Here is a 22,393-nt window from a genome sequence, read left to right as displayed (position 1 = left end):
TCCATTATTCCGAAATTGTGCAGTTCGTAGGTGTGACCTTGGTGAGCAAGCGACGGGCATCGCTTCTAATCCGCCCTACAGTTTGAGACTCGTCGCGTCAGCCCCCAGACGATCGCGGCCGTGGCTGCCGTCGCGATCAGATGCTTCAAGGTGTGTCCGCTGACGGAGCCAAGCGTGTTTGCCATCTGATGGTCGAGCACCTCGGCGAGCTTGGCCACGACATACAGCGCCATCGCGGCGGCGAAGGCGAGGCGCTCGGTGCGCGGCGCGCGATCGATCGCCTGCCAGAGTGGGATCAGGATCAGCGGCAGCACCTGCAACAGCAGATACGGCCGCAGGTCGCCCGCACCATGGCTATCGGTAAAGACCCAGCATGCGACGCCGGCCACGGCGAACAGCGCGAGCGCGATCGCTTCGATGTTCGTCCTCGATCCCGGCCGGGTGTCGCCGCGGACGCCGACGAGCAAGCCCGCGCCGGCGAGCGCGATCGGCAGCATGTCCCAGGTCAGCCGGCCATTGCCGGGGGCGAGGTGAAAATAGGCGGACCCGAACGCGGTCAGGAACAGGCCGATCAGGAACAGGCGATAGCCCGGCCACCCGGCGCGGAGCTGAGCGCTGTTGCGCCGGGGCCAGAGCGCCAGCCAGCCCCAGATCGCGACCAGGGCGAAGCCGGCGTTGGACAGCACATCGCCTGCGTGGGGGATGCCGAACAGAGCCGAGTGATCGGCGAAATCATTGTAGTGGGCCGGCTGCGCAATTCGCCCGTGCACCGCGAACGCCGCAATGATGCCGAGCGTGATCAGCGTCGGGGTGTACTTCATCCACGGCTTCACGGGCCGATCGGACCCCGTCAATCCGTCCATCCGGAAGGTCGTTTGCATCGCCGGCTCCATCAAAAATGAACAATGTTCAATAACTGATCATAAAAATGAGCGATGTTCAAGTTCTATTTCTAAGGGAGCGGCTGGCGATGGAGGAGGTGCCTGGGCCGCCACCAAGAGTCTTCGGCCTCGCGGGGCACGGCTTCGGCGCCGTCAGCCGTGCTCCGCCGCAAAGCAGCTAGCGCGCAGCGCGTCGCAGCGAAACGCAACTTGCCGAAAATGTGCGCATGGTGGCCGCTTACGCCCACGGCAGATCCACCCTACCTTCGCTGGGCGCCGACCGCGCAGCCCACCGATCCGATCCGGAGCGAACCCATTCCCCAACTCATCTTCGGCCTGACCAGTCTCCTGATCCTGGCCCGCTTCATCTGGCCGCTCGACTGGCCGCTCCCGGCCAAGATCGTCGCCGCGGTGCTGGTGCTGGTCGCCTTGCAGTTTCACCGCTGGAACAGGCTGTCGTCGGGATCGGAATTCTCGCCGGAGTTTCCGCGTCCGGTGGTCGCGCTGTTCAACTGGGCGTTCGGCGCGGTCATGCTGCTGGCGCTGTTGCAGATGGCGCTCGATGCCGGACTGATCATCGCTGCGGTGATCCATGGCGGCTTCGTCGGCGCGCCCGACGGCGTTCGCTACGCGATCGCTGCGATCGCGGCCGCAGCGGCCGCGATCGGCGTCCAGCAGGCGATGCGCATTCCGCCGCTGAACGATGTCGAGGTCGCCATCCCTGGATTGCCGCGCGAGTTCGACGGCTACACCATCCTGCACCTGACCGATCTGCACATCAGCCGGCTGTTTCCGGCGTCATGGGCGCGCGAGGTCGTCGCGCGATCGAACAAGCTCGGCGTGGACCTGATCGCGATCACCGGCGACCTGATCGACGGCACCATCGATGCGCGACGCAACGACATCGCGCCGTTGGCCGACCTGATGGCCGCCGACGGCGTCTACGTGATCTCGGGCAATCACGAATATATCTTCGGCTATGACGGCTGGATGGCGCACTACGATACGTTGGGCCTGCGCTCGCTCGAGAACCGGCACATCGTGCTCGAACGCGGCGGCGGCCGGTTGGTGATCGCAGGAATTACCGACCGCGCGTCGCGCCATCGCAAGCATCCAGTCCGCGACCTTGCCGCGGTGCTCGACGGCGTCCCCAAAGGCGCGCCAATCGTCCTGCTCGATCACCAGCCGGCCGACGCGCGCAACTCCGCTCGGCTCAGCGTCGCCCTGCAACTCTCGGGGCACACCCATGGCGGATTGATCATCGGGATCGACCGCCTGGCCGCGCGCGCCAATGCCGGCTTCGTCTCGGGCCGCTACGACGTCGACGGGATGACGCTCTACGTCAACAACGGCACCGCGCTGTGGCCGGGCTTTGCCCTGCGGCTCGGCCGCCCGTCTGAATTGACGCGGATCACGTTGCGTGTTGCGGGCGAAGCCTGAGTGACTTGTTTCGCATGCTGTGATGCGATCACAGACTCGTAGGAAACCCATCACTGTCGCCGCGGGTGAAAATTGATGGGTTTCGCTGTGCTCTACCCGACGTGACCTATGCGGACTTGGTCAAGCGCCTGAAGAAGCATGGCCTCAAGGATGAGACCGAGGCCGGGATCACCATGAAGCCCAAGCGGGGATCGTTTACGGCGATCTTCTTTCTTGCGTGCGTTGCAGCACTAGAACTTGAACAGGTGGTGCTGGAAGAAATTTAGGCTCGGCCATAGAGTTGTGGCCATGTACCCGCGCTGGATGGAAATCGCTGGATACGTCTCTATCGCCATCGTTGGGATATTGATCTTTCTCGCCGCGATTTTGGCCGAGGGACTATACCCTGCGATTGGTGAAATTGTCGGCCTGCTGTTGTTTGTTGCCATTGCCAGTCGCCTCAGTCGGCGGCCTCGGGGAGCAAAATGAGTACAGCAATCAAGGGCCGTTTGATCGGCCTAGCTGTGATCGAGTTGATCATATTCGTTATGTGGCTGTTCGGCAGTACGAACCCGGCGGTTTTCGCTTGGATAGGACTTGGTCTACCCGTCCTATTTTTGACGTTTGCTGTGCCCATAGCGGCGTACATCAGGTACCGTCGCTCTTTGACTGAAAATGGGTCGCCCGCACGACACTAGGCCGCTTAACCCGCTTGTGGCGCTTGCGCCATAATACCGCAAATATCTCCGCAATTGAGACGCCGCGGCGATGCCGCATGCTTAAGACATTGGTCATCTCTTTGCTTGCATTTTCGCGACCTCATTCAGCAGGAGGCACCATGTCCGACATCACCATTCCCGGCGGAAAAATTCGTTCCTTCGTCGAGCGGATCGAGAACCTTGACACTGAAATCGGGGAACTCAGCGAGCAGAAGAAGGAAGTCTTCTCGGAGGCCAAGGGCGAAGGTTTCGACGTGAAGATCCTCAAGGAGATCATCAAGCTGCGCAAGCAGGACCAGGACGAGCGCGACGAGCGTGAAAGCCTGCTTGATCTCTACATGCGCGCCATGGAGACGGCGCCGGCAGAAGGCAAGACCGCAAAGGCGGCGTGAGGTTTGGGAAGCGTGATGCTTCCACAAGCAGACAGCAGAGTAGGGCGGGTTCGCGACTTGTCTGCCGTCGCTCATTGAGCGAAGACGGAAGCGCAACCCGCCGAAGTTCTTGCACTGTTCTCGGGGCGGATTCACAAGACCGTCTGTTGGTCAACCCCAGACAATGACGAAGAACGTTTTCTTATCTCCTCTCCTGTATGCCAAAGTCTGCTCCGGCCGCATAACGGGACAAGGGAAAATCCGAAACCATGATCACGGACCTTGGAAGTGCCGACGCCGCTGCGATGAGCGAGGGCGATATGCCCGGACCTCGGTCGCGCTTTCTCAACCGCCGGACGTTTCTGGCCGGCTCTGCTGCCGGTCTCGCCGCACTGAGCCTGGCCGGTTGTGCATCCGACTACATGAGTATGGCCGAGGCGGCGAAACTCTACGGGCCCGTGCCCGACGAGAAATTCCCGATCCCCGCGGTCGACGTCAGCAAGGTCGATCCGAAATATTTTCGCAAGACGGTGAAGTACGACAGCGATGAGGCGCCCGGGACGATCATCGTCGATCCCGGCAAATACTATGTCTATCGCATCGAGGGCGAGGGAAACGCGACCCGCTATGGCGCCAATGTCGGCCGCGATGGATTCCGCTGGAGCGGGGACGCTTATGTCGGACGCAAGGCCGAATGGCCGACCTGGACGCCGCCCAAGGAGATGATCGCGCGCCAGCCGGAGGCGGCCAAATATGCGCGCGGCATGCCGGGAGGCCTCGACAATCCACTTGGCGCGCGCGTGCTCTACCTCTACCAAAATGGCGTGTACACGCTTTACACGATCTATAGCACCAGCGCCCCCGAAACGATCGGGAACGGCATCACGAGCGGCTGCACCGGCCTCCTCAGTCAGGACATGATCGACCTCTATTCGCGAACGCCCGTCAAAACGAAGGTGATCGTGCTGCCGGCGTAGACGGCGTCGGCCGTCGGTCCGTCAGTATGGGCTCGGCCCTGAAGGGGGCAACCGCGGCAGCGGAAAATTCGTTCCTTCGTCGAGCGGATCGAGAAACCTTGACACTGAAATCGGGGAATTGAGCGAGCAGAAGAAGGAAGTCTTCTCGGAGGCCAAGGGCGAAGGCTTCGACGTGAAGATCATCAAGGAGATCATCAAGCTGCGCAAGCAGGACCAGGACGAGCGCGACGTGCGTGAAAGCCTACTCGATCTCTACATGCGCGCCATGGAGACTGCGCCGGCGGAAGGCAAGACCGCAAAGGCGGCGTGAGGTTTGGGAAGCGCTTTCATGCGCTTCGACAACAGGTAGCGGGTAGGGGCGGGTTAGCGAAGCGCAACCCGCCGCGACTGTTGCGCACGAAACGGCGGATTACGCCTGCTTGATGGTCAGTCGAGTTGGCCCGGAAAGTTCACCTTACGTCCAGCTTCCAGATTGCGCACCATATTGTCGACCGATATCTGGTAGAACTCGCGGACATCGAAGCTGTGCCCGTCGTTCAGTCCTGCCTCATGTTCCGAAATTATCCTTATAACGCAGTTTGCGAGGGAAATTACTGCTGTCTCACTCAAGGGGAAGTCCGAATAGATCGAACGTGGATCAGCGAAGTATCGTTTGTCGAGGTGAGCGAAGAACTTGTCTCGTCTGTGCGGTCAGATTCAACGTTAGGTTCGACCTAGCAAATAATTCGTCTAAATACTCGCGAGGCGGCTGAACCTGACCTGGCGGATACGGTATGTAAGTCGGCTGCCCAGCGGTGAGAATGCTTTGTAGAAGTTCGGGCCCAGTGGTATCCAGCTTAACTTCTACGCGAGAGATTGGAGCTAGTGGGGTCCCTTCTTCCCGTGCCAAAGACCGATGCGGTTTGGTCGGAAGGGCTGAAAGACGAAATGCTTCGAGGAGCGCGGTTTTTCCAGAATTGTTCTGCCCAACGACTACAGTGAAGCCCTTTGGGATGCTTATCCAACCAGAGTCACCAAAACCCTTGTAATTTAGAATGCGGAGCTGGCTGATTTGCATCGTTTTCTCTGAGAAGTGTGCGCATCCTGGTCTGTACCAAAAGGGCGGCCTATTCGGCCGCCCTTTGTCGATAGTCGAGTCGAGGCTTGAAGTAGGCGCCGCCGCCTAGCGCCTCACGAACACCCCGTCGTGCTTCCGCAAGTATCGCACTTCATGCAGGTCCCGTTCCGCACCAGCGTGAAGTTGCCGCACTCCGAGCACATCTCGCCTTCGTAGCCCTTGGCCTTGGCTTCGGCGCGACGCTCCGCCTTGGACGGGGCGGCGGCTGCGGCGGTGCCGGGCTTGCTCCAGTTCAGCGCCTCGAGCTTCTCGGTCGGCGAGAGATCGTGGCTGACTTCCTGCTTCAGGGCGACCGCGCCTTCGACGGTGTCGGAGGCGCCGCGAGAGGTTGCGCCGTGCGAGGCCAGTGAGGTCACGCGGTTGCCGCCGGCAGGGGCGTTGTCGGCGTTCTGGCTTACCGCGGCCGAGCCGCCGCGCATGATGACGAGGTTGTCAGTGCGCGAGCGGGTGAGGCCGCGCGACAGATACTTCGTCGCCTGGTGCTGCGGCGCCTCTTCCGGCTGCTCCTTGCCTTCCTCGACGCCCTTGCCGAGCGCGTCGAAGCCGCTCTCGTTCGGATCGACGTGGGCGAGATCGAAGCGCGACATGTAGCTCACCGCGAGCTCGCGGAAGACATAGTCGAGGATCGAGGTTGCGTACTTGATCGAGTCGTTGCCCTGCACCGGACCCGCGGGCTCGAAGCGGGTGAAGGTGAAGGCGTCGACATACTCTTCCAGCGGCACGCCGTATTGCAGACCGAGCGACACCGCGATCGCGAAGTTGTTGATGAAGGAGCGGAGCGCCGCGCCTTCCTTGTGCATGTCGATGAAGATCTCGCCGAGCCGTCCGTCGTCATATTCGCCGGTGCGGAGATAGACCTTGTGGCCGCCGACAACCGCCTTCTGGGTGTAGCCCTTGCGGCGATCCGGCATCTTCTCGCGCTCGCGCATCACGACGATACGCTCGACCAGCTTCTCGACGATCTTCTCCGAGACCTGGGCGGCACGCGCAGCCATCGGCTTCTCGTAGAGCGCCTCGACCACATCGTCCTCGTCCTCATCGTCGGAGATGAGCTGCGAGTTCAGCGGCTGCGACAGCTTCGAGCCGTCGCGGTACAGCGCGTTGGCCTTCAGCGCCAGCTTCCACGACAGCAGGTAGGCGGACTTGCAGTCCTCCACCGTGGCGTCGTTCGGCATGTTGATGGTCTTGGAGATCGCGCCCGAGATGAACGGCTGCGAGGCCGCCATCATCCGGATGTGGCTCTCGACCGACAAATAGCGCTTGCCGATCTTGCCGCAGGGGTTGGCGCAGTCGAACACCGGGTAGTGCTCGGCCTTGAGGTGAGGGGCGCCTTCCACCGTCATCGCGCCGCAGATGTGCACGTTGGCGGCTTCGATCTCGCGCTTGGTGAAGCCGACGGCCTGGAGCAGGTCGAAGCCGGGCGTGGCAATCGCTTCCGCGCCGATGCCGAGCTGGTCGCGGATGAAGTCCTCGCCGAAGGTCCACTTGTTGAAGGCGAACTTGATGTCGAACGCGGTCGGCAGCGCCTTTTCCACCTTGGCAATGGCTTCATCGGTGAAGCCCTTTGTCTTGAGGGTGGAGGCGTTGATCCCGGGCGCATTCGACAGCGAGCCGTGGCCGACGGCGTAGGCCTCGATCTCGGCGATCTCGCTCTCGCGATAACCGAGCGCGCGCAGCGCCGAGGGCACCGCCTGGTTGATGATCTTGAAGTAGCCGCCGCCGGCGAGCTTCTTGAACTTGACCAGCGCAAAATCAGGCTCGATGCCGGTGGTGTCGCAATCCATCACCAGGCCGATGGTGCCGGTCGGCGCCACGACGGTGGTCTGGGCGTTGCGATAGCCGTTGACCTCGCCGAGCGCCAGGGCGTCGTCCCAGGCCAGCTTGGCATGGGCGACGATGTCGGCCTGCGGGCACGAAGCGTGATCGAGCGGCACCGGGTTGACCGAGAGCGCCTCGTAACCGCCGGCGTTGCCGTGGGCGGCGCGGCGGTGGTTGCGGATCACGCGCAGCATGTGGCTGGCGTTCTTCTTGTAGCCCGGGAAGGTGCCGAGCTCGGCCGCCATCTCCGCCGAGGTCTTGTAGGAGATGCCGGTCATCACAGCGGTCAGCGCGCCGCAGAGCGAACGGCCTTCCTTGCTGTCATAGGGCAGACCCATGGTCATCAGCAGGCCGCCGATGTTCGCGAAGCCGAGGCCGAGCGTACGGAATTCATAGGAGAGCTCGGCGATCGCCTTCGACGGGAACTGGGCCATCATCACGGAGATTTCGAGCACGATGGTCCAGAGCCGGCAGAGATGCTCGTAGGACTCGATGTCGAACCGTTTGGTGGTGGTGCTGTAGAACGTCAGCAGATTGGCGGAGGCGAGGTTGCACGCCGTGTCGTCCAGGAACATGTATTCCGAGCACGGATTGGAGGCGCGGATGTCGCCCGACGACTTGCAGGTGTGCCAGTCGTTCATCGTGGTGTTGAAGTGCAGGCCGGGATCGGCCGATGCCCAAGCGGCGTAACCGATCTTCTCCCAGAGGTCGCGGGCCTTCAGCGTCTTGGTCACCTTCTTCGTGGTGCGGCCGACGAGGTTCCAGTCGCCGTCGGTCTCGACCGCGCGCAGGAAGTCATCCTTCAGCGACACCGAATTGTTGGAGTTCTGGCCGGAGACCGTGAGATACGCCTCGGAATCCCAGTCGGTGTCGTAGATGTCGAACGAGATGTCCTTGTAGCCCTGCTTGGCGAACTGGATGACGCGCTTGATGTAGTTGTCGGGCACCAGGTTGCGGCGGGCGAGCTTGATCTCGCGGCGCAGCGCCGGGTTCTTCTCGGGATCGAAGCAATCGTCGCCGCTGCCTTCGCAGTTGACGCAGGCCTTCATCACGGCCTTGAGGTGCTTCTGGTTGATCTTGGAGCCGGTGACGAGGGCTGCGACCTTCTGCTCCTCCTTCACCTTCCAGTCGATATAGGTCTCGATATCAGGGTGATCCGCATCGACCACGACCATCTTGGCGGCGCGGCGGGTGGTGCCGCCCGACTTGATCGCGCCGGCGGCGCGGTCGCCGATCTTGAGGAAGCTCATCAGGCCGGACGAGCGGCCGCCGCCGGAGAGCTTTTCGCCTTCGCCGCGCAGGCTCGAGAAGTTGGAGCCGGTGCCGGAGCCATATTTGAACAGGCGCGCCTCGCGCACCCAGAGGTCCATGATGCCGCCCTCGTTGACGAGGTCGTCGCCGACGCCCTGGATGAAGCAGGCATGCGGCTGCGGATGCTCATAGGCCGACTTCGACTTGGTCAGCTTGCCGGTCTTCCAGTCCACGTAGTAGTGGCCCTGGCCGGGACCATCGACGCCATAGGCCCAGTGCAGGCCGGTGTTGAACCATTGCGGCGAGTTCGGCGCGACCATCTGCTTTGCCAGCTGGAAGCGGAGTTCGTCGTAGAAGGCGAGGGCATCTTCTTCCGTGGAGAAGTAGCCGCCCTTCCAGCCCCAATAGGTCCAGCAGCCGGCGAGGCGATCGAACACCTGCTTGGCGCTGGTCTCACCGACGATGCGCTCGTTCTCGGGCAGCGCTGCGAGCGCCTCGGTGTCGGGCACCGAACGCCACAGCCACGACGGCACGGTCTCTTCTTCGACCTTCTTCAGGCGCGCGGCGACACCGGCCTTGCGGAAATACTTCTGCGCCAGCACGTCGGAGGCGACCTGCGACCAGAACTCCGGAACCTCGACGTTCTCGGCACGGAACACGACCGAGCCGTCCGGATTGCGGATCTCTGAGGTGGTCAGGCGGAAATTGATCCCGGCATAGGGAGATGCGCCGCTGGTGGTGTTGCGTCGTTCGATTCGCATGGTCGAGCCCCGTCACTTCTTCTGCCCGGTCCCGCGTTTCCCCGCAGGTTGCCGGAATGTTGTCTGTTCGCGAACTCCGGGAATACGTGTGCACGCCTCCCGTCATCCGCAGCTCAGCCGGTGGATCCGGCCTGTTCCCTCGTCCGCTCGGCGCGGGTTTGGCCCGGCCCTGCGGCGGCACAATCCCTTGGGGGTGCCCGACTGGTCGGGTCCTTCGGGTCATGCAATTCAACGCCCCAAACGCTATCCACGCGACACGCACGCGTACGCATTTTGCGGGCCGGTTTCGGCCTCTGTTTCCGGGTCCTTCTCGGCCCGTTTGTCGTTCCCGACGCGGCCCAAAATCAGGGCAGACAAGCCCTTCACCCGCGGCCGAAGGCCTGGCGGAGTGGTCATTTTGGAACCCTTGTGGGAGCGACCGGCGGGGACCCAAACACACTCGCGCCGAACAGGTTGAAAACTAGGCCATGTCCGTTACGCCCGTCAAGAACTAGTACGAGTTTCTGAATCAAACACTAAATATGGTGGAGGGGAGGGGGATAACAGGGGGCGGTGCCGCGCCTGTGATCGAGCCAACTATCGGTGAGTCCTCAGGGATTCCCAAGCCAAAAAAATTCCTGCGCCCTGTGGATTGGAGTTTCGCCCCGCTGTTCACAGGCGAAGTATTTATTCGCCGTCCCGGATTGAATTTTCGGGACTCACGTAAGGCTACGGGCAAACTACGGATCAGGCATGTCAGCGGCGTGATGGTCGGGCGACAAAATCGCGGGCAAGGTGGGGCCGACTCACATTCCTTTTCACACCCTTGCCGGGTTCCATGACAGATCCGAAGCACTCCGCGCGGCCGCGCCTTGCGCCCGCCGGCCTGATGTTCCTCGCCATCACCTCGGTGGGCTGGGGGTTCAACTGGCCGTCCACCAAGTTCCTGCTTAGCGAGCTGCCGCCGCTGACCCTGCGCGGCACCACCGGGGTGATCGGCGCCGTGCTGCTGGCGGTGCTGGCGTTGATCCGCGCCCAGAGCCTGCATGTCGAGGCAAGGCTGTGGCCACGGCTCGTGCTGTATGCGCTGCTCAACGTCACCGGCTGGATGGTGCTGATGGGGCTCGCGCTCTTGTGGCTACCGGCGAGCGAGACCGCGCTGATCGCCTACACCATGCCGGTATGGGCCTCGCTCCTGGCCTGGCCGGTGCTCGGCGAGCGGCCGACGCTGCTGCGGACCATCGCATTGGTGATGGCATTCGCGGGGCTCGCCGCGATCATGGGCGGCAACGGGATTTCCGCGAGCGAGGAGAAGCTGCCGGGAATCATCATGGCGCTCGGCGGCGCGTTCGGCTTCGCGCTCGGCACGGTGCTGGCGAAGAAATATCCGCTGGTGATGCCGCCGATCCCGGCCGCGGCCTGGCAGATCGGTATCGGCTGCGTGCCGATCGCGATCATCGGCCTGTTGATCGAGACCACGCATCTCGACCGCATCACGACGGTCGGCTGGTGGCTGCTGGTCTATTCGACGGTGATCCAGTTCTGCGTCGCCTATGTCGCCTGGTTTGCCGCGCTCGCCCGCCTGCCGGCCTCGGTCGCCGCGATCGGCACCATGGCGGTGCCGGTGATCGGCGTGATCGCCTCCGCGGTCGCGCTGCACGAACCGCTCGGGCCGACCCAGATCACGGCATTGCTGTTCACACTGGTCGGCGTCGCGCTGGCGACGCGGTAGCTCGCACCCCGCTCTGCGTTATGCGGTGGTTAGCGCCTAACCCCGTCATCCTGAGGAGCGCGAAGCGCGTCTCGAAGGATGCACGGCCCGGCCGGTGGCCGATTCATCCTTCGAGGTTCGCAAGTGCTCGCACCTCAGGATGACGGGGCTGACGGAAGAGTCACGTCACTCACCCAGCGCCTGCTGTAGCATGCTGGCGAGCTGCGCCTTGCGATAGGGCTTTGCCAGCAGCAGCACGCCTTCATCGAGGCGACCGTGATGCACGATCGCATTCTCGGTATAGCCGGAGGTGTAGAGCACCTTGAGGTCGGGCCGTCGTTTTCTCACTTCGTCGGCGAGCTGGCGGCCGTTCATGCCGCCGGGCATGATCACGTCGGTGAACAGCAGGTCGAATTTCTCGCCCTTGTCGATCAGCGCCAGCGCGGCGCGCGCATCGGGCACCGCGATGGTCTTGTAGCCGAGGGCGCCAAGTTGCGTGACCACGTAGTTGCGCACCAATTGATCGTCTTCCACCACCAGGATGATTTCGCTGCCGCGCCGCACCGGCTCGGGCGCCGCAAGCTCGACCTCGACCTGGCCGCGGGCAGGGGGCAGATAGAGCTTGATCGTGGTGCCGTGGCCTTCCTCGCTGTAGATCTTGATGTGGCCGCCGGACTGCTTGACGAAGCCGTACACCATGCTCATGCCGAGGCCGGAGCCCTTGCCGACCTCCTTGGTGGTGAAGAACGGCTCGAACACCTTGTCCTGCACCGCGTGCGACATGCCGGTGCCGGTGTCGCTGACCGCGAGCAGCACGTAGCGGCCCGGCGTGATGTCGGGATTGGTCGCCGCATAGGCGTCGTCGAGCACGATGTTCTTGGTCTCGAACAGCAGCTTGCCGCCGTTCGGCATCGCGTCGCGGGCGTTGATCGCCATGTTGAGCAGCGAGTTCGCAAGCTGCGACGGATCGATATGGACGCTGGCGACATCGGGCGCCAGCACCGAATTGATCTCGATCTGCTCGCCGAGCGTCGGCCGCAGCAGTTTCGCGATATCGACCACAGTGCCGTTTATGTCGACGGTGCGCGGCTCCAGCGGCTGGCGGCGGGCGAAGGCGAGCAGATGCTGGATCAGCTCGCGGCAGCGCTCGGCGGCGCGGTCGATCAGCTCGGCGGTCTGCGCCAGCTTCGGCTGGGCGCGCAGGCTGTCGACCAGCGTTTCGGTGGTGCCGGTGATGACGGTCAGCATGTTGTTGAAGTCGTGCGCGACGCCGCCGGTCAGCTTGCCGATGGCGTCGAGCTTCTGTGCCTGCTGCAGCTTGTGCTCGGTTTCGCGCGAGGCGGTGATGTCGTGATAGATCAGCGCGGCGCCGGTGATGGCGTCCTCGCCGTCGCGCAGCGGCCGGCCCGACACCACGAGGTGAATCTCCGACGCGCCGCGCACCGGCTTGGCGACGAATTCCAGCCCGTCGAATTCCTCGCCGCGCAGCGCCCTGGCCGAGGGCATGTCGTTGGCCTGCATCGGCGTCTCGCCGTCGGCCTGGAACACGTTGCTCATGGCGCGCAGCTGCCGCACCGTCATACCAGGCTTGTAGCGCAGCATCTTCTCGGCCGCCGGATTGGAGAGCAGCACCGTGCCGGCGCCGTCGAGCACCAGCACCGCCTCCGCCATGGTGCGGAAGGTGGTTTCCATCACCGAGGTGGAGCGGCGGAGCTCTTCCAGGGCGGCGCCGAGATCCTTGGTGCGCTCGGCCACCTTGCCCTCGAGCGACAGATTGGTCGCCTTGGTCGCGCTGAGCGCGCCCTGCAATTCGCGGCTGGCGCGCCGGGCCGCCAGCGTCAGCGCGACCGCCAGCGCCAGGATCATCGCGACGCCGGCGAGGTCGATCGCCAGCAGCAGCCGGCTGTTGCTCTTCGACTGGTCGGTGCGAATCCCGAGCAGGCGGCGTTCCTCGGCGACCAGCCGGTCGAGCGCGGACCCGATCTTGTCGGTCAGGGCGCGGCCTTCGCCTGCGGAGATCAGCGCCGCAGTGCCGGCGGTGTCGCCCGCGGTGCGCAAGCGGATCAGTTCGGCGGCGAGCGCAATCGCGCGCTCGACCTGTCCCCTGGTGCCGGCGAGCAGCTGGGCTTCCTCCGGAGCCGACTTCACCGCGGTCGTCAGTTCGTCGAAGGCTGCGGTGAGGGCGGTGCTCTGGTCGTGGAATTCGTCGGCGAAGGAGGCATCGCCGGTCAGCGCGAAGCCGCGCGCCGCGCTCTCGACGCCGCGCGGCAGCGGCCGCGCATCCGAAATGCATTTGAGGATTTTGAGCGTGTGGTCGACCGAATCAATCGCGCTGCGCGACTTGACATCCAGCCCGATCGACGCCGCGCTGATGACAAGGAGGATCGCAAGGCCACTGCCAAGAATGAGACGCTGGGAAGCCATCGGCGATGAGAGTACGAGCAATTATTTCGAAAGACGAGCAGAAGGAGCGGACTTCGCGAGACATTCGTTAACGGCGGCGATCAGCGCCTGCGGGGTAAACGGCTTGCGCAGGCAGGCGGAGGCGCCAAGTTCGATCGTCATCCGCAGGAAGTCCGGAGCGCGATCGGCATTGGCGAAGGCATAGCCGGACATCGCGATCACGGGAATATCGGGGGCGCGCTCGTGGAAGACGCGAATCGCCTCGAAACCGCGCATATGCGGCATGAACACGTCGACCAGCATCACGTCGAAGGTGGCCTTTTCCAGCGCGCGCATGCCCGCTTCACCGCCGTCGGCGACGGTGACGTCGAAGCCCTGGCGCTGCAAACACACCTCGATGGCAACGCACACCATCGGGTCGTCATCGACCACGAGAACGCTCGGCACGATGCATCCTCTTTCTGCGGCCTTGCGTGCCGTCGACTCGCTTGGCCCGTCTGCCGATTAAGGCGGAACCCAAGTGGAAAGTCTGTATCATAGAATGCATATGCCGTTTGCTGACAAGCGGATTTCCAGCTAGCCCTGACGCCATCACTTGTATTTGTCCGCCCACATTACGACAGGTCCATGACCGCAGTTCCCGTCGCCGGCCGCGCCCCGCTGTCACCGCTCGGCCTCGGATTTCTGGTGGTCGCCTCGACCGGCTGGGGTCTCAATTTCCCGATCATGAAATTCCTGCTCACCGAGTGGCCGCCGCTGTCGTCGCGCGGGCTCTGCGGCGTGATCGGTGCGATCGCACTCGGCCTGGTGGCGCTCGCGCGCGGCCAGACGCTGCGCGTGCCTGACGGCATGTGGCCGCGGCTCGCCTTGGTGTCGACGTTGTCGATCGGCGGCTGGGTCGCCTCGATGGGTCTCGCGCTGATCTGGTTGCGGGCCAGCGAGGCGGCCGTGCTCGGGATCTCGATCCCGGTGTGGGTCGCGCTGGTGGCCTGGCCGGTGCTCGGCGAGCGCGTGTCGCTGCCGCGCGCGCTCGCGCTTGGCGTGGCGCTGGCCGGGATCGCTGCGCTGATCGGCGGCGGCGGCATCGACTCGAGCCTTGGCAAGCTGCCGGGGATTCTGTTCGCGCTCGCCGGCGCGCTCTGCGTCGGGCTTGGCACGGTGCTGACCAAGTATTTCAAGCTCGCAATGCCGCCGCTGTCGCTGGCGGCCTGGCAGCTTGCGATCGGTTGCGTGCCGGTCGCGATCGCCGGCCTGCTGATCGAGCAGCCGCAGCTCGCCGCGCTATCGCAGCTCGGCTGGGCGTCGATGATCTACATGACGCTGATCCAGTTCTGCCTCTGCTATGTCTGCTGGTTCGCCGCGCTGGAGCGGTTGCCGGCGGCGACTGCATCGATCGGCACGCTGCTGGTGCCGGTCGTCGGCGTGCTGGCGGCAGCCGCGATGTTGCGCGAGCCGCTCAGCACCAGCGACATCGCGGCGCTGGTCGTGACGTTCGCAGCGGTCGCGGTGGCCTTGCGCACGTAAGGCTCGTGGACACGGGATCTACGGGCACGAAAAAGGGCGGCGTTGCCGCCGCCCTTTGTTCGCTCAGCCATTCAGGCCTTCGTTACGGGCAAGGGTGCCGCAGGCCGTCATAGCCGAGATAGGTGCCCGAGGCCGGGTCGTAGGACTTGTAGCGCTGCGCGCAGTAGCTGGCGTCGCCACCGGGCGCGGCTTCCACGGCGACAGGGGCGCTGTCGTCGTAATAGCCATAGCTGTCGTCATAGTAGCCGGGGCCGTAGCCGTAATAGGCGCCCGATGCGAGGGCACCGCCGACGACCGCACCGGCCACCGCGCCGGGCCAGAACCCGCCGCCACGGTGATATCCGCCGTGCCAGCCGCCACCGCCGCCGCGCCAACCGCCGCCGCCACCACCGGCCCAATGGCCGCCACCGCCACCACCGTGCCAGCCGCCGCCACCGCCCATGGCCGCACCACGACCGCCGCCAAAGCCGCCGCCGCCGCCGACATGGCCACCGCCACCACCGCCACCGCGGGCACCACCGCCGCCGCCCATCGCGCCCATCTGCGCGGCGGATTGGGCGAACGAAACGGTCGGCGCCACGGCCAGCGGCAGCGCAAGCGCCAGTGCCGCAGCGGTGCTCAGAACCTTCATATTGATCATTTTGGACTCCATCAAAACGGACAATGTCTAACCGCTTCTGCGGTCGGACGTTCCAGTGCGAGACATTGATTGTCCGTCATCTTGGCTTGCCCGCCGGCGCATGTATGGCAGGTGAACAAAACTTCCCGTGACCGCGTCATTTGGTCGCCAAACCGGGCCCGCCATCGAAGGCTATTCCGGGAGTGCCGGGCTACCTTGGCGGCGGCTGGACATTTCGGGATTCAGGTGGCATCAGAGCCTGATAGCTTCGAACCCGTGACCGGCCACGCATGAAACAATTCCTGCTGAAATTCTTCACCTGGTGGAACGGCCAGACCTTTGGCACGCAATTCTGGACCTCGCGCTATGGCGAGCTGGTCGGCGAGGACGAGCAGGGCAATCGCTACTATCGCACCAAGGGTGGCGAGATCGACCCGACGCTGCATTTCGAGCGCCGCTGGGTGGTCTATAACGGCTATGCCGAGGCGTCCCGGATCCCGGCCGGCTGGCATAGCTGGATGCATCACACCGTCGATGTGCCCCCGACCGAGCAGAAATACGTCGCCCGGGAGTGGGAAAAGCCGCATCTGCCGAACCTGACCGGCACCGCGCAGGCCTACCGTCCGTCCGGCTCAACGCTGGCGAGCGGCCGCCGCCCCAAGGCGACCGGCGACTACCACGCCTGGACCCCGGGAAGCTGACCTTCACGCAGTGTTGTCTCGAGCGCGCGCGTAGCAACGCGCGTGCATTGCACGCTTGCCCGGCAGCGCAAGTGCGCGCCTGTGGACAACGGTAACAGCGGGGACAGGTGCGTCGCCGTTGCTGGTGTCCGCTTGCGCCGTGCGCGCCTTCGCGGCTCAATGAAGCCATCTTACGGAAATGGGAAACCATCGCGTCGGATCGGGCTCCAGATCGCGACTGTCCCGATGAGCAGCGGCCTCCGAGTTGGATGCGGCCGGGAGATAGGCCCCCGGTACAGACGTCCTGAAATCGCCCGCAAATGTGGGGCCACCGTGAGACAGGAAGGGCCGCTCGGGAAACCGGGCGGCCTTTTTCTGTTGCAGCGTGCACGACATGCTCGGCATCTTTCGAGGATCAATCCAACAGGCGGGAGCATCGGATGAAGCGCTTGTGGACGATCATCGGCGTTGCCGACGTGCCCCGGAGCTTCAGATGGTACCAGTCGTTGCTTGGCCTGCCGGAGTCGGCGCCTGCGCACGACTATTTCGGGCAAATCGTCGATTCCGACGGAACGGTCTTGCTCTGCCTGCACGCCTGGGGCGCCCACGAACATCCCACATTGGCATGCCCCGGCGACGCCCGGCCCGGCAACGGCCTCCTGCTGTTCTTCCGGGTCGACAATCCTGACGTCGCCTTGCTGAGGGCGCGCGCGCTCGTCAGCCGACTCGAAGAAGAGCCGCATCAAAATCCCAACACCGGAACGATGGAGTTTTCGCTCCGGGATCCTGACGGATACTACGTGACGATCAGCGCGCTCGATCCAGCCTGACGCCTGCCTTGCGTTATGGCGACACGCTCTGGGCAAGCCGGGCCGCCGCGCGGCCCATCAATTCGCCGCGGCGCGCATGCGCCGGTCCCATCCGTTCCTTCATGAAGGCGAGAATCTCGGCCGGCGCGGTGTCGGGCGAGCCGGCATTGAACGGCGGGGCGGGGTTGTATTCGAGCCTGAGCTGAATCGCTTCCGCCGTCTTGCGGTCGACCAGTTCGGACACCAGCGTCAGCGCGAAATCGATGCCCGCGGTGACGCCGCCGCCGGTGAAGCGATTGCGGTCGACGCAGACCCGCGTCCTGGTCGGGATCGCGCCGAAGCCGGCGAGGAAATCGATCGCGCTCCAATGCGTGGTGGCGCGATAGCCTTTCAGGAGACCGGCGGCGCCGAGCACCAGCGACCCCGTGCACACTGACGTGACGTACTTCGCTCCGTCGGCCTGCTTGCGCAGGAAGGCGAGCATCTCCTCGTCGCCAACCATGTCGTCGGTGCCGAACCCGCCGGGGACGCAGATCACGTCGAGCTGCGGGCAGTCGGCGAAGGTCGTGGTCGGCGTCAGCACCATCACGGAATCGCTCGGAACCGGTTCGATCCGTTTCCAGATCAGATGCACCTTGGCGCCGGGTACCGAGGAGAACACTTGCAGCGGGCCGGTCAGGTCGAGCTGGGTCACCTTCGGGAAGACGAGCAATCCAATCTGCAGGGGTTCGGACATCGGAGGCCTCCAAATAGCGCTTGACGGAACCACGATGCCATGATGGCCTCCTGTCCAAAATGGCGTAATTCCCTCATTTTAGGACACCGCGCCATCGCAAGGACATTTGGAAGTATCCCGCACATGATAGGCATCCTGATCTTTCCCGACTTCCAGCTACTCGACGCGGCCGGCCCGATCGCGGCGTTCGAGATCGCGGCGCGCTTCGCCAACGACGCGCCCGCTATCAAGACGATTGCGGTGAAGGCGGGGCCGGTGCGCTCGTCGTCCGGCGTCGAGATGCTTGCCCGCGGCTTCAAGCCTTCGGCGGCCATCACGACGCTGATTATCGCGGGCGGCAACGGCGTGCGCGCGCCGGCGACCTGTCCGATTACGCTGTCCTTCGTGCAACGGATGGCGGAGCGCGGCATTCGCGTCGCCAGCGTCTGCTCGGGCGCCTACGTGCTGGCCGAGGCGGGCCTGCTCGATGGCCGGCGCGCCACCACGCATTGGCAGCGTACGCCGCATTTCGTGAAGGCCTATCCGAAGATCAAGCTCGAGCCGGACCAGATCTTCGTCCGCGACGGCAATATCTGGAGCTCGGCCGGCATCACCGCCGGCATCGACCTCGCGCTCGCGATGATCGCCGAGGATTACGGCGACGAGGTCGCGCAGAACACCGCGCGCCAGCTCGTGTTGTATCACCGCCGCAGCGGCGGGCAGTCGCAGTTCTCCTCGCTGTTGGAATTGAAGACGCCGAACGGAAGGTTCGGGCCGCTGCTGGCCTGGGCGCGCGAGCATCTCGACGCGCCGCTGACGGTCGAGGATCTCGCCGACAAGGCCGGGATGAGCTCGCGGCATTTCACCCGCGCCTTCATCGCGGAGACCGGCACCACGCCGTCGAAGGCGGTGGAGCGGCTGCGGATCGAGGTCGCGCGGCAGCGCGTGCAGTCGTCGGGCGAGGCGATCGAGCGCGTCGCCGAGATCACCGGCTTCCGCGATCCCGAGCGGATGCGCCGCGCCTTCATTCGCGCCTTCGGCCAGCCGCCGCAATCGCTGCGCCGGGCTGCGCGCGCCGGGTAAGTGAGTTTGGGACAAGTTCGTTGTCCGATCTCACGCGATTCATTTTGCCTTTGCATTGATGAACCGACGCGAAGGTTCCTGTGACCCACGTCAAGTGGGCGTTGGGGACCGGAGGAGGTTCTGAATGACAAAGCATCGAACGATTACCGGGGTCGTGGCCGTCGTCCTGCTGGCTGTCACTGCAACCGCCGCAACGGTGAGGTCGCACTTGCCCCGGACCGCGGGCGTTGTCGTCGCCGACACGGACGTGCTCCCGGCCAAGGATTTCAGCGACCGCTGGTCCGCGATATCCGCCTTGCCGTCGGCAACCGACATGGCTGGGCGCGCGCCTGACGCGCGTTAAAGTCGGTTAGGTCCGGCCGTTCGAGGCGCGCAGGGTTTGCTGCAGCACAAAAGCCCCCGCCGAGGCGGGGCAGCATGTTGAACGACTTGGTCTCAAATAGAACTAACGGTTTGGCCGCGCCGACATAGCGCAGGCATTCACCAATACACGCTGAAAATCCACGGATACGCTGAGCACGAAACGTGCCCAAGTCCGGATCTCACCGGGTCAATGTGTCGGTCGCGATCTTCTTCTTGAGTGCTTCGCAGGTATCCCTGACTTCCGTGGTCATCAACGAGACGGCTTCGATCTGCAGGAAAAAGCGCTTGCCCTGATCGCGATAACCCGCGGCGAACTCCTTGATTTCCGCGATCATGTCATGGACCCCGGCCACCATGACCTCGCAGTTCTTGGCGGCCAATTGCAGTTCAGATCCGAGGGCCTCGATCTCTTTCACCGCCGCTTCATATTCGCGCACGACCGCCTCGGCCGACAGCATGCCCACCTCGTTGACGCCGTTGCGGTGCTCGACGTAGTCCGGCATCGGTGAGAGGGGTCGAATGTTGTTGCGTGGCCGATGCGGACCAGCAGCGTTGGTTTCGCCCTCGATCTGCTCCGACGGGGCACGGGCGAGGACTTCTGCACTAACACTCATGCGAACGCTCCATAAGTTGTTACGGCGAATGGAGTTTAGCAATGTCAACGGATTTGTCTCGCTTTTCCACAGTTTTGAAGTAAGTTCATTGTGCGTCGCAACGCGGCGAGTTTCGCATGTGCGAGACCAGGTTGACCAATACCTGAGCGTCTGCGGCTAGCGACCGCAATGACTACGTTGCGCGGGTGGGGCGGCGGGCCGCCTCCACGGCGAGCTCAATGCGGCGCGTCGGGGTGCCAGCCGAGCAACGCCAGCATCACAAAGAAGCCGACGACATAAGCCACCATGATCGGCCAGCCCTGGGTGATCCAGCGGACCACGGACTTGGCTTCCGGATACAGGTTGGACACCGCAACGCCGGCGGACGAGCCGAACCAGACCATCGATCCGCCAAATCCAACCGCATAGGCGAGAAAGCCCCAGTCGTAGCCGCCTTGCTTCAGCGCCAGCGCGGTGAGCGGGATGTTGTCGAACACGGACGAGACGAAGCCGAGCCCGAGCGCGGTCTGCCACGATGCGGTCGGCAGCTCTTCCACCGGCATCAGCGAGGCCGCCGTCACCAGCGCGAGCAGGAACACGGTGCCCTTGAACGTCTCGGGCATGACAGACCAGTCCGGCCGCCGCAGCAGCGCGGTGACGAGGATCGCCGCCCAGACCGCGAGCCCGAGCACAGGCAGCGCATCGAGCAACGCGGGAAATTTGAGGTTGGCCGTGACATTGGCGGTCAGCGCGGCGAGCAGGATCACGGCGACGATCGCAACCCGCGTCCAGTCGATGCTGAGGCCGGACGGCGCTTTCTTCACGATGGGCGAAAACCGGTGCTGCTGCAGCGAGGCCGGCACCGCGAACACCAGCATCGCCACAATGGCGGCGACATAGGCGTCGACAACGGTGAGCGGGCTGACGCCGTCGATCCACATCATCGTCGTCGTGGTGTCGCCGACGATGCTGCCCGAGCCTCCCGCATTCGACGCTGCGACGATGGCCGCGAGATAGCCGATGTGGACACGGCCGCGGAACACATGTCGCGCGACGGTGCCGCCGATCAGCGCGGCCGCGATATTGTCGAGAAAGGCCGACAGCACGAACACGAGCACGAGCAGGATCAGTCCGCCCTTCCAGTCATCGGGCAGCAGCGCCGGCATCTCGTCGGGGATGCGGCTCTCCTCGAAATGCCGCGACAGCAGCGCAAATCCCATCAACAGCAGGAACAGGTTCGCGAGCGTGACCCACTCATGCTCCATGTGGTGCACGAGGCCGGGCAGGCCCGCGCCGAATTTCGCAAAACCCGCGAACAGCAGCTTGTAGGCGACAATCGCGGCAAGGCCCGTCAACGCCACCGCGAGTGTGTGGTGATGGAAGATCGCGACGCCGAGCAGCGTCAGCGCGAACAGGATGAAATCAAGCGGAATACCGTAGACGATCATAGGCGTGAACAGGACCATCTTGATGGTTGGAGTGCCCAGCGTGGTGCGCTTGTGGCCGCACTATCGCGCGGCGCTGCGAAGTTCAAGGCGCGCTAACGCCGCAACACGCGGTTGCCCAATCGTGCGATCCAAACCTTGATGGGGGGGAGGCGCCGCGCGTCGCCCCCGATCCGTTCGCTCAGCCCAGCGTCTTCAGCCAGGCGCTGATCTCGGTCACCGCGACATTGGCCTGATTGAGCAGCTTGCCCATCGTGAAGAAGCCGTGGAACTGGCCGGGGAAATGCCGGTAGGTCACGGGCACGCCGGCGTCCTTGAGGAATTTCGCATACTCGTCGCCTTCGTCGCGCAAGGGATCAGCGCCAGCGGTCAGCACATAGGCCGGCGGCAATCCAGCGAAGCTCTTTGCGCGCGCGGGCGAGGCGCGCCATTCGCTCGAATCCGCGCCACCGAGATAGTGATCACCGAACCAGCCGATCACCGAATGGGTCAGCAGGATGCTGGTCTCGGGCTCGCGATGCGAGGGATGCTTCCGCGAGAAATCGGTCGCTGGATAGACCAGCAGCTGGGCGGCGAGCTTCGGTCCTCCATCGCGCGCGGTGAGGGCAACCACGGCCGCGAGGTTGCCGCCGGCACTGTCGCCGCCGACGATCAGGCGCGCGGCATCGATGCCGAGATCTTTCGCATTGGCGGCGACCCATCTGGTCGCGGTGACGGCGTCGTCCACCGCGGCGGGAAAGCGGTGCTCGGGTGCCAGACGGTAGTCGACCGAGATCACGATCAGCTCGCCCTCATGCGCCAGCTTCTGGCAAACCACCTCATGGGTATCGAGATCGCCGATCACCCAGCCGCCGCCATGGAAGAACACCAGGCACGGTGCGAGCCCGCCCGTCTTGCGCAGCGTCTTCGGCGTGTAGATACGGGCCGGGATGGTGCCGTGCGGCGCCGGGATCGCCAGCTCCTTGCTCGATTCAAGCGCGGGCGGCTCGGGATTGGAGACGATGCGGGCGGCGCGATAATATTCGCGCGCTTCCGGTGCGGTCAGCGATTCATAGGCAGGGCGGCCGGCCTCCTGGAACGCCTTGTAGACGGCGGCGGCATCGGGATCGAGAACGACGGGCATGGACAACGAACCTTCTTGTGATGCTGAACTGA

The 22,393-nt window shown here is 64.2% G+C and carries 21 protein-coding genes and 2 pseudogenes; 12 read left to right on the top strand and 11 right to left on the bottom strand.

Translation table 11 applies throughout. From position 1 onward, the window contains the following. Positions 1 to 65: 65 nt before the first annotated feature. Positions 66 to 881 carry a hypothetical protein gene (locus tag JQ616_RS10785; RefSeq protein WP_212014219.1) on the bottom strand — a complete coding sequence of 272 codons (816 nt, stop codon included), beginning with the start codon at positions 879 to 881 and terminating at the stop codon, positions 66 to 68. A 315-nt stretch (positions 882 to 1,196) separates the two neighbouring features. On the opposite strand from JQ616_RS10785, the gene JQ616_RS10780 reads away from it, so the two are divergent. The 6 genes and pseudogenes from JQ616_RS10780 to JQ616_RS10755 all read left to right on the top strand — a co-directional run bounded on the left by JQ616_RS10780 (position 1,197) and on the right by JQ616_RS10755 (position 4,677). Next, positions 1,197 to 2,321 (top strand): metallophosphoesterase, encoded by a 1,125-nt coding sequence (locus tag JQ616_RS10780; protein WP_212014813.1) that lies wholly within the window; start codon positions 1,197 to 1,199, stop codon positions 2,319 to 2,321. Positions 2,322 to 2,422: 101 nt separating this feature from the next. After that, positions 2,423 to 2,587: a DUF6471 domain-containing protein gene (locus JQ616_RS10775; protein ID WP_212014217.1), complete on the top strand. Its 165-nt coding sequence runs from the start codon at positions 2,423 to 2,425 to the stop codon at positions 2,585 to 2,587. A gap of 22 nt (positions 2,588 to 2,609) precedes the next feature. Further along, positions 2,610 to 2,789, top strand: a complete 180-nt coding sequence (locus tag JQ616_RS10770) for a hypothetical protein (protein ID WP_212014215.1) — start codon at positions 2,610 to 2,612, stop codon at positions 2,787 to 2,789. Positions 2,790 to 3,138: 349 nt separating this feature from the next. Beyond that, positions 3,139 to 3,411: a DUF2312 domain-containing protein gene (locus JQ616_RS10765; RefSeq protein ID WP_212014213.1), complete on the top strand. Its 273-nt coding sequence runs from the start codon at positions 3,139 to 3,141 to the stop codon at positions 3,409 to 3,411. A gap of 248 nt (positions 3,412 to 3,659) precedes the next feature. Then, positions 3,660 to 4,367, top strand: a complete 708-nt coding sequence (locus JQ616_RS10760; RefSeq protein WP_212014211.1) for a L,D-transpeptidase — start codon at positions 3,660 to 3,662, stop codon at positions 4,365 to 4,367. Between the two features lie 66 nt (positions 4,368 to 4,433). Beyond that, positions 4,434 to 4,677 (top strand): annotated as a pseudogene (locus JQ616_RS10755) (DUF2312 domain-containing protein). A gap of 116 nt (positions 4,678 to 4,793) precedes the next feature. Here JQ616_RS10755 and JQ616_RS39885 read toward each other — a convergent pair. The 3 genes and pseudogenes from JQ616_RS39885 to JQ616_RS10745 all read right to left on the bottom strand — a co-directional run. Continuing rightward, positions 4,794 to 5,042 (bottom strand): annotated as a pseudogene (locus tag JQ616_RS39885) (hypothetical protein); the annotation flags it as partial. Then, positions 5,005 to 5,424 carry an AAA family ATPase gene (locus JQ616_RS39880; protein ID WP_212014210.1) on the bottom strand — a complete coding sequence of 140 codons (420 nt, stop codon included), beginning with the start codon at positions 5,422 to 5,424 and terminating at the stop codon, positions 5,005 to 5,007. The gene JQ616_RS39880 and the pseudogene JQ616_RS39885, both read right to left, overlap by 38 nt. 113 nt (positions 5,425 to 5,537) lie before the next feature. Further along, a complete protein-coding gene (locus JQ616_RS10745) occupies positions 5,538 to 9,314 on the bottom strand; it encodes a vitamin B12-dependent ribonucleotide reductase (RefSeq protein ID WP_212014208.1) in 3,777 nt (1,258 codons plus the stop codon). Between the two features lie 817 nt (positions 9,315 to 10,131). On the opposite strand from JQ616_RS10745, the gene JQ616_RS10740 reads away from it, so the two are divergent. After that, complete coding sequence (locus JQ616_RS10740; RefSeq protein ID WP_212014206.1) at positions 10,132 to 11,025, top strand: DMT family transporter; 894 nt, start codon at positions 10,132 to 10,134, stop codon at positions 11,023 to 11,025. A 165-nt stretch (positions 11,026 to 11,190) separates the two neighbouring features. Here the strand turns inward: JQ616_RS10740 and JQ616_RS10735 are convergent, their stop codons facing one another. Both JQ616_RS10735 and JQ616_RS10730 read right to left on the bottom strand, forming a co-directional pair. Then, complete coding sequence (locus JQ616_RS10735) at positions 11,191 to 13,428, bottom strand: CHASE3 domain-containing protein (RefSeq protein ID WP_212014204.1); 2,238 nt, start codon at positions 13,426 to 13,428, stop codon at positions 11,191 to 11,193. Between the two features lie 21 nt (positions 13,429 to 13,449). Beyond that, positions 13,450 to 13,854, bottom strand: coding sequence for a response regulator (locus tag JQ616_RS10730; RefSeq protein WP_076860141.1), 405 nt, complete (start codon positions 13,852 to 13,854; stop codon positions 13,450 to 13,452). A gap of 180 nt (positions 13,855 to 14,034) precedes the next feature. Here JQ616_RS10730 and JQ616_RS10725 point away from each other — a divergent pair, with 180 nt between their 5' ends. After that, a complete protein-coding gene (locus tag JQ616_RS10725) occupies positions 14,035 to 14,931 on the top strand; it encodes a DMT family transporter (protein ID WP_212014202.1) in 897 nt (298 codons plus the stop codon). A gap of 82 nt (positions 14,932 to 15,013) precedes the next feature. Here the strand turns inward: JQ616_RS10725 and JQ616_RS10720 are convergent, their stop codons facing one another. Beyond that, a complete protein-coding gene (locus tag JQ616_RS10720) occupies positions 15,014 to 15,571 on the bottom strand; it encodes a BA14K family protein (RefSeq protein ID WP_212014200.1) in 558 nt (185 codons plus the stop codon). Between the two features lie 269 nt (positions 15,572 to 15,840). Between JQ616_RS10720 and JQ616_RS10715 the strand changes: the two genes are divergently transcribed. Beyond that, entirely contained in the window at positions 15,841 to 16,251 is a 411-nt protein-coding gene (locus tag JQ616_RS10715; RefSeq protein WP_212014199.1) for an NADH:ubiquinone oxidoreductase subunit NDUFA12, read from the top strand. A gap of 419 nt (positions 16,252 to 16,670) precedes the next feature. Then, positions 16,671 to 17,060, top strand: coding sequence for a VOC family protein (locus JQ616_RS10710; RefSeq protein WP_212014198.1), 390 nt, complete (start codon positions 16,671 to 16,673; stop codon positions 17,058 to 17,060). Between the two features lie 13 nt (positions 17,061 to 17,073). Here JQ616_RS10710 and JQ616_RS10705 read toward each other — a convergent pair whose 3' ends face one another. After that, positions 17,074 to 17,775 (bottom strand): DJ-1/PfpI family protein, encoded by a 702-nt coding sequence (locus JQ616_RS10705; RefSeq protein ID WP_212014197.1) that lies wholly within the window; start codon positions 17,773 to 17,775, stop codon positions 17,074 to 17,076. A gap of 123 nt (positions 17,776 to 17,898) precedes the next feature. Here JQ616_RS10705 and JQ616_RS10700 point away from each other — a divergent pair, with 123 nt between their 5' ends. After that, the gene (locus JQ616_RS10700) at positions 17,899 to 18,837 is read left to right on the top strand and encodes a GlxA family transcriptional regulator (RefSeq protein ID WP_212014196.1); all 939 of its coding nucleotides are present in this window, start codon (positions 17,899 to 17,901) and stop codon (positions 18,835 to 18,837) included. 124 nt (positions 18,838 to 18,961) lie between these two features. Further along, complete coding sequence (locus JQ616_RS10695; protein ID WP_212014195.1) at positions 18,962 to 19,180, top strand: hypothetical protein; 219 nt, start codon at positions 18,962 to 18,964, stop codon at positions 19,178 to 19,180. A 199-nt stretch (positions 19,181 to 19,379) separates the two neighbouring features. Here JQ616_RS10695 and JQ616_RS10690 read toward each other — a convergent pair whose 3' ends face one another. The 3 genes from JQ616_RS10690 to JQ616_RS10680 all read right to left on the bottom strand — a co-directional run bounded on the left by JQ616_RS10690 (position 19,380) and on the right by JQ616_RS10680 (position 22,361). Next, positions 19,380 to 19,814, bottom strand: coding sequence for a hypothetical protein (locus JQ616_RS10690; protein ID WP_249136612.1), 435 nt, complete (start codon positions 19,812 to 19,814; stop codon positions 19,380 to 19,382). A 215-nt stretch (positions 19,815 to 20,029) separates the two neighbouring features. Then, positions 20,030 to 21,241 (bottom strand): SLC13 family permease, encoded by a 1,212-nt coding sequence (locus tag JQ616_RS10685; RefSeq protein WP_249136611.1) that lies wholly within the window; start codon positions 21,239 to 21,241, stop codon positions 20,030 to 20,032. 178 nt (positions 21,242 to 21,419) lie between these two features. Further along, positions 21,420 to 22,361, bottom strand: a complete 942-nt coding sequence (locus tag JQ616_RS10680; protein WP_212014194.1) for an alpha/beta hydrolase — start codon at positions 22,359 to 22,361, stop codon at positions 21,420 to 21,422. Positions 22,362 to 22,393 lie beyond the last annotated feature (32 nt).

This window comes from Bradyrhizobium tropiciagri, assembly GCF_018130545.1.
Classification (GTDB): Bacteria; Pseudomonadota; Alphaproteobacteria; order Rhizobiales; family Xanthobacteraceae; genus Bradyrhizobium; species Bradyrhizobium tropiciagri_A.
The sequence above is the reverse complement of the archived record's forward strand: the minus strand, read 5'-3'. Positions and strand labels throughout refer to the sequence as shown.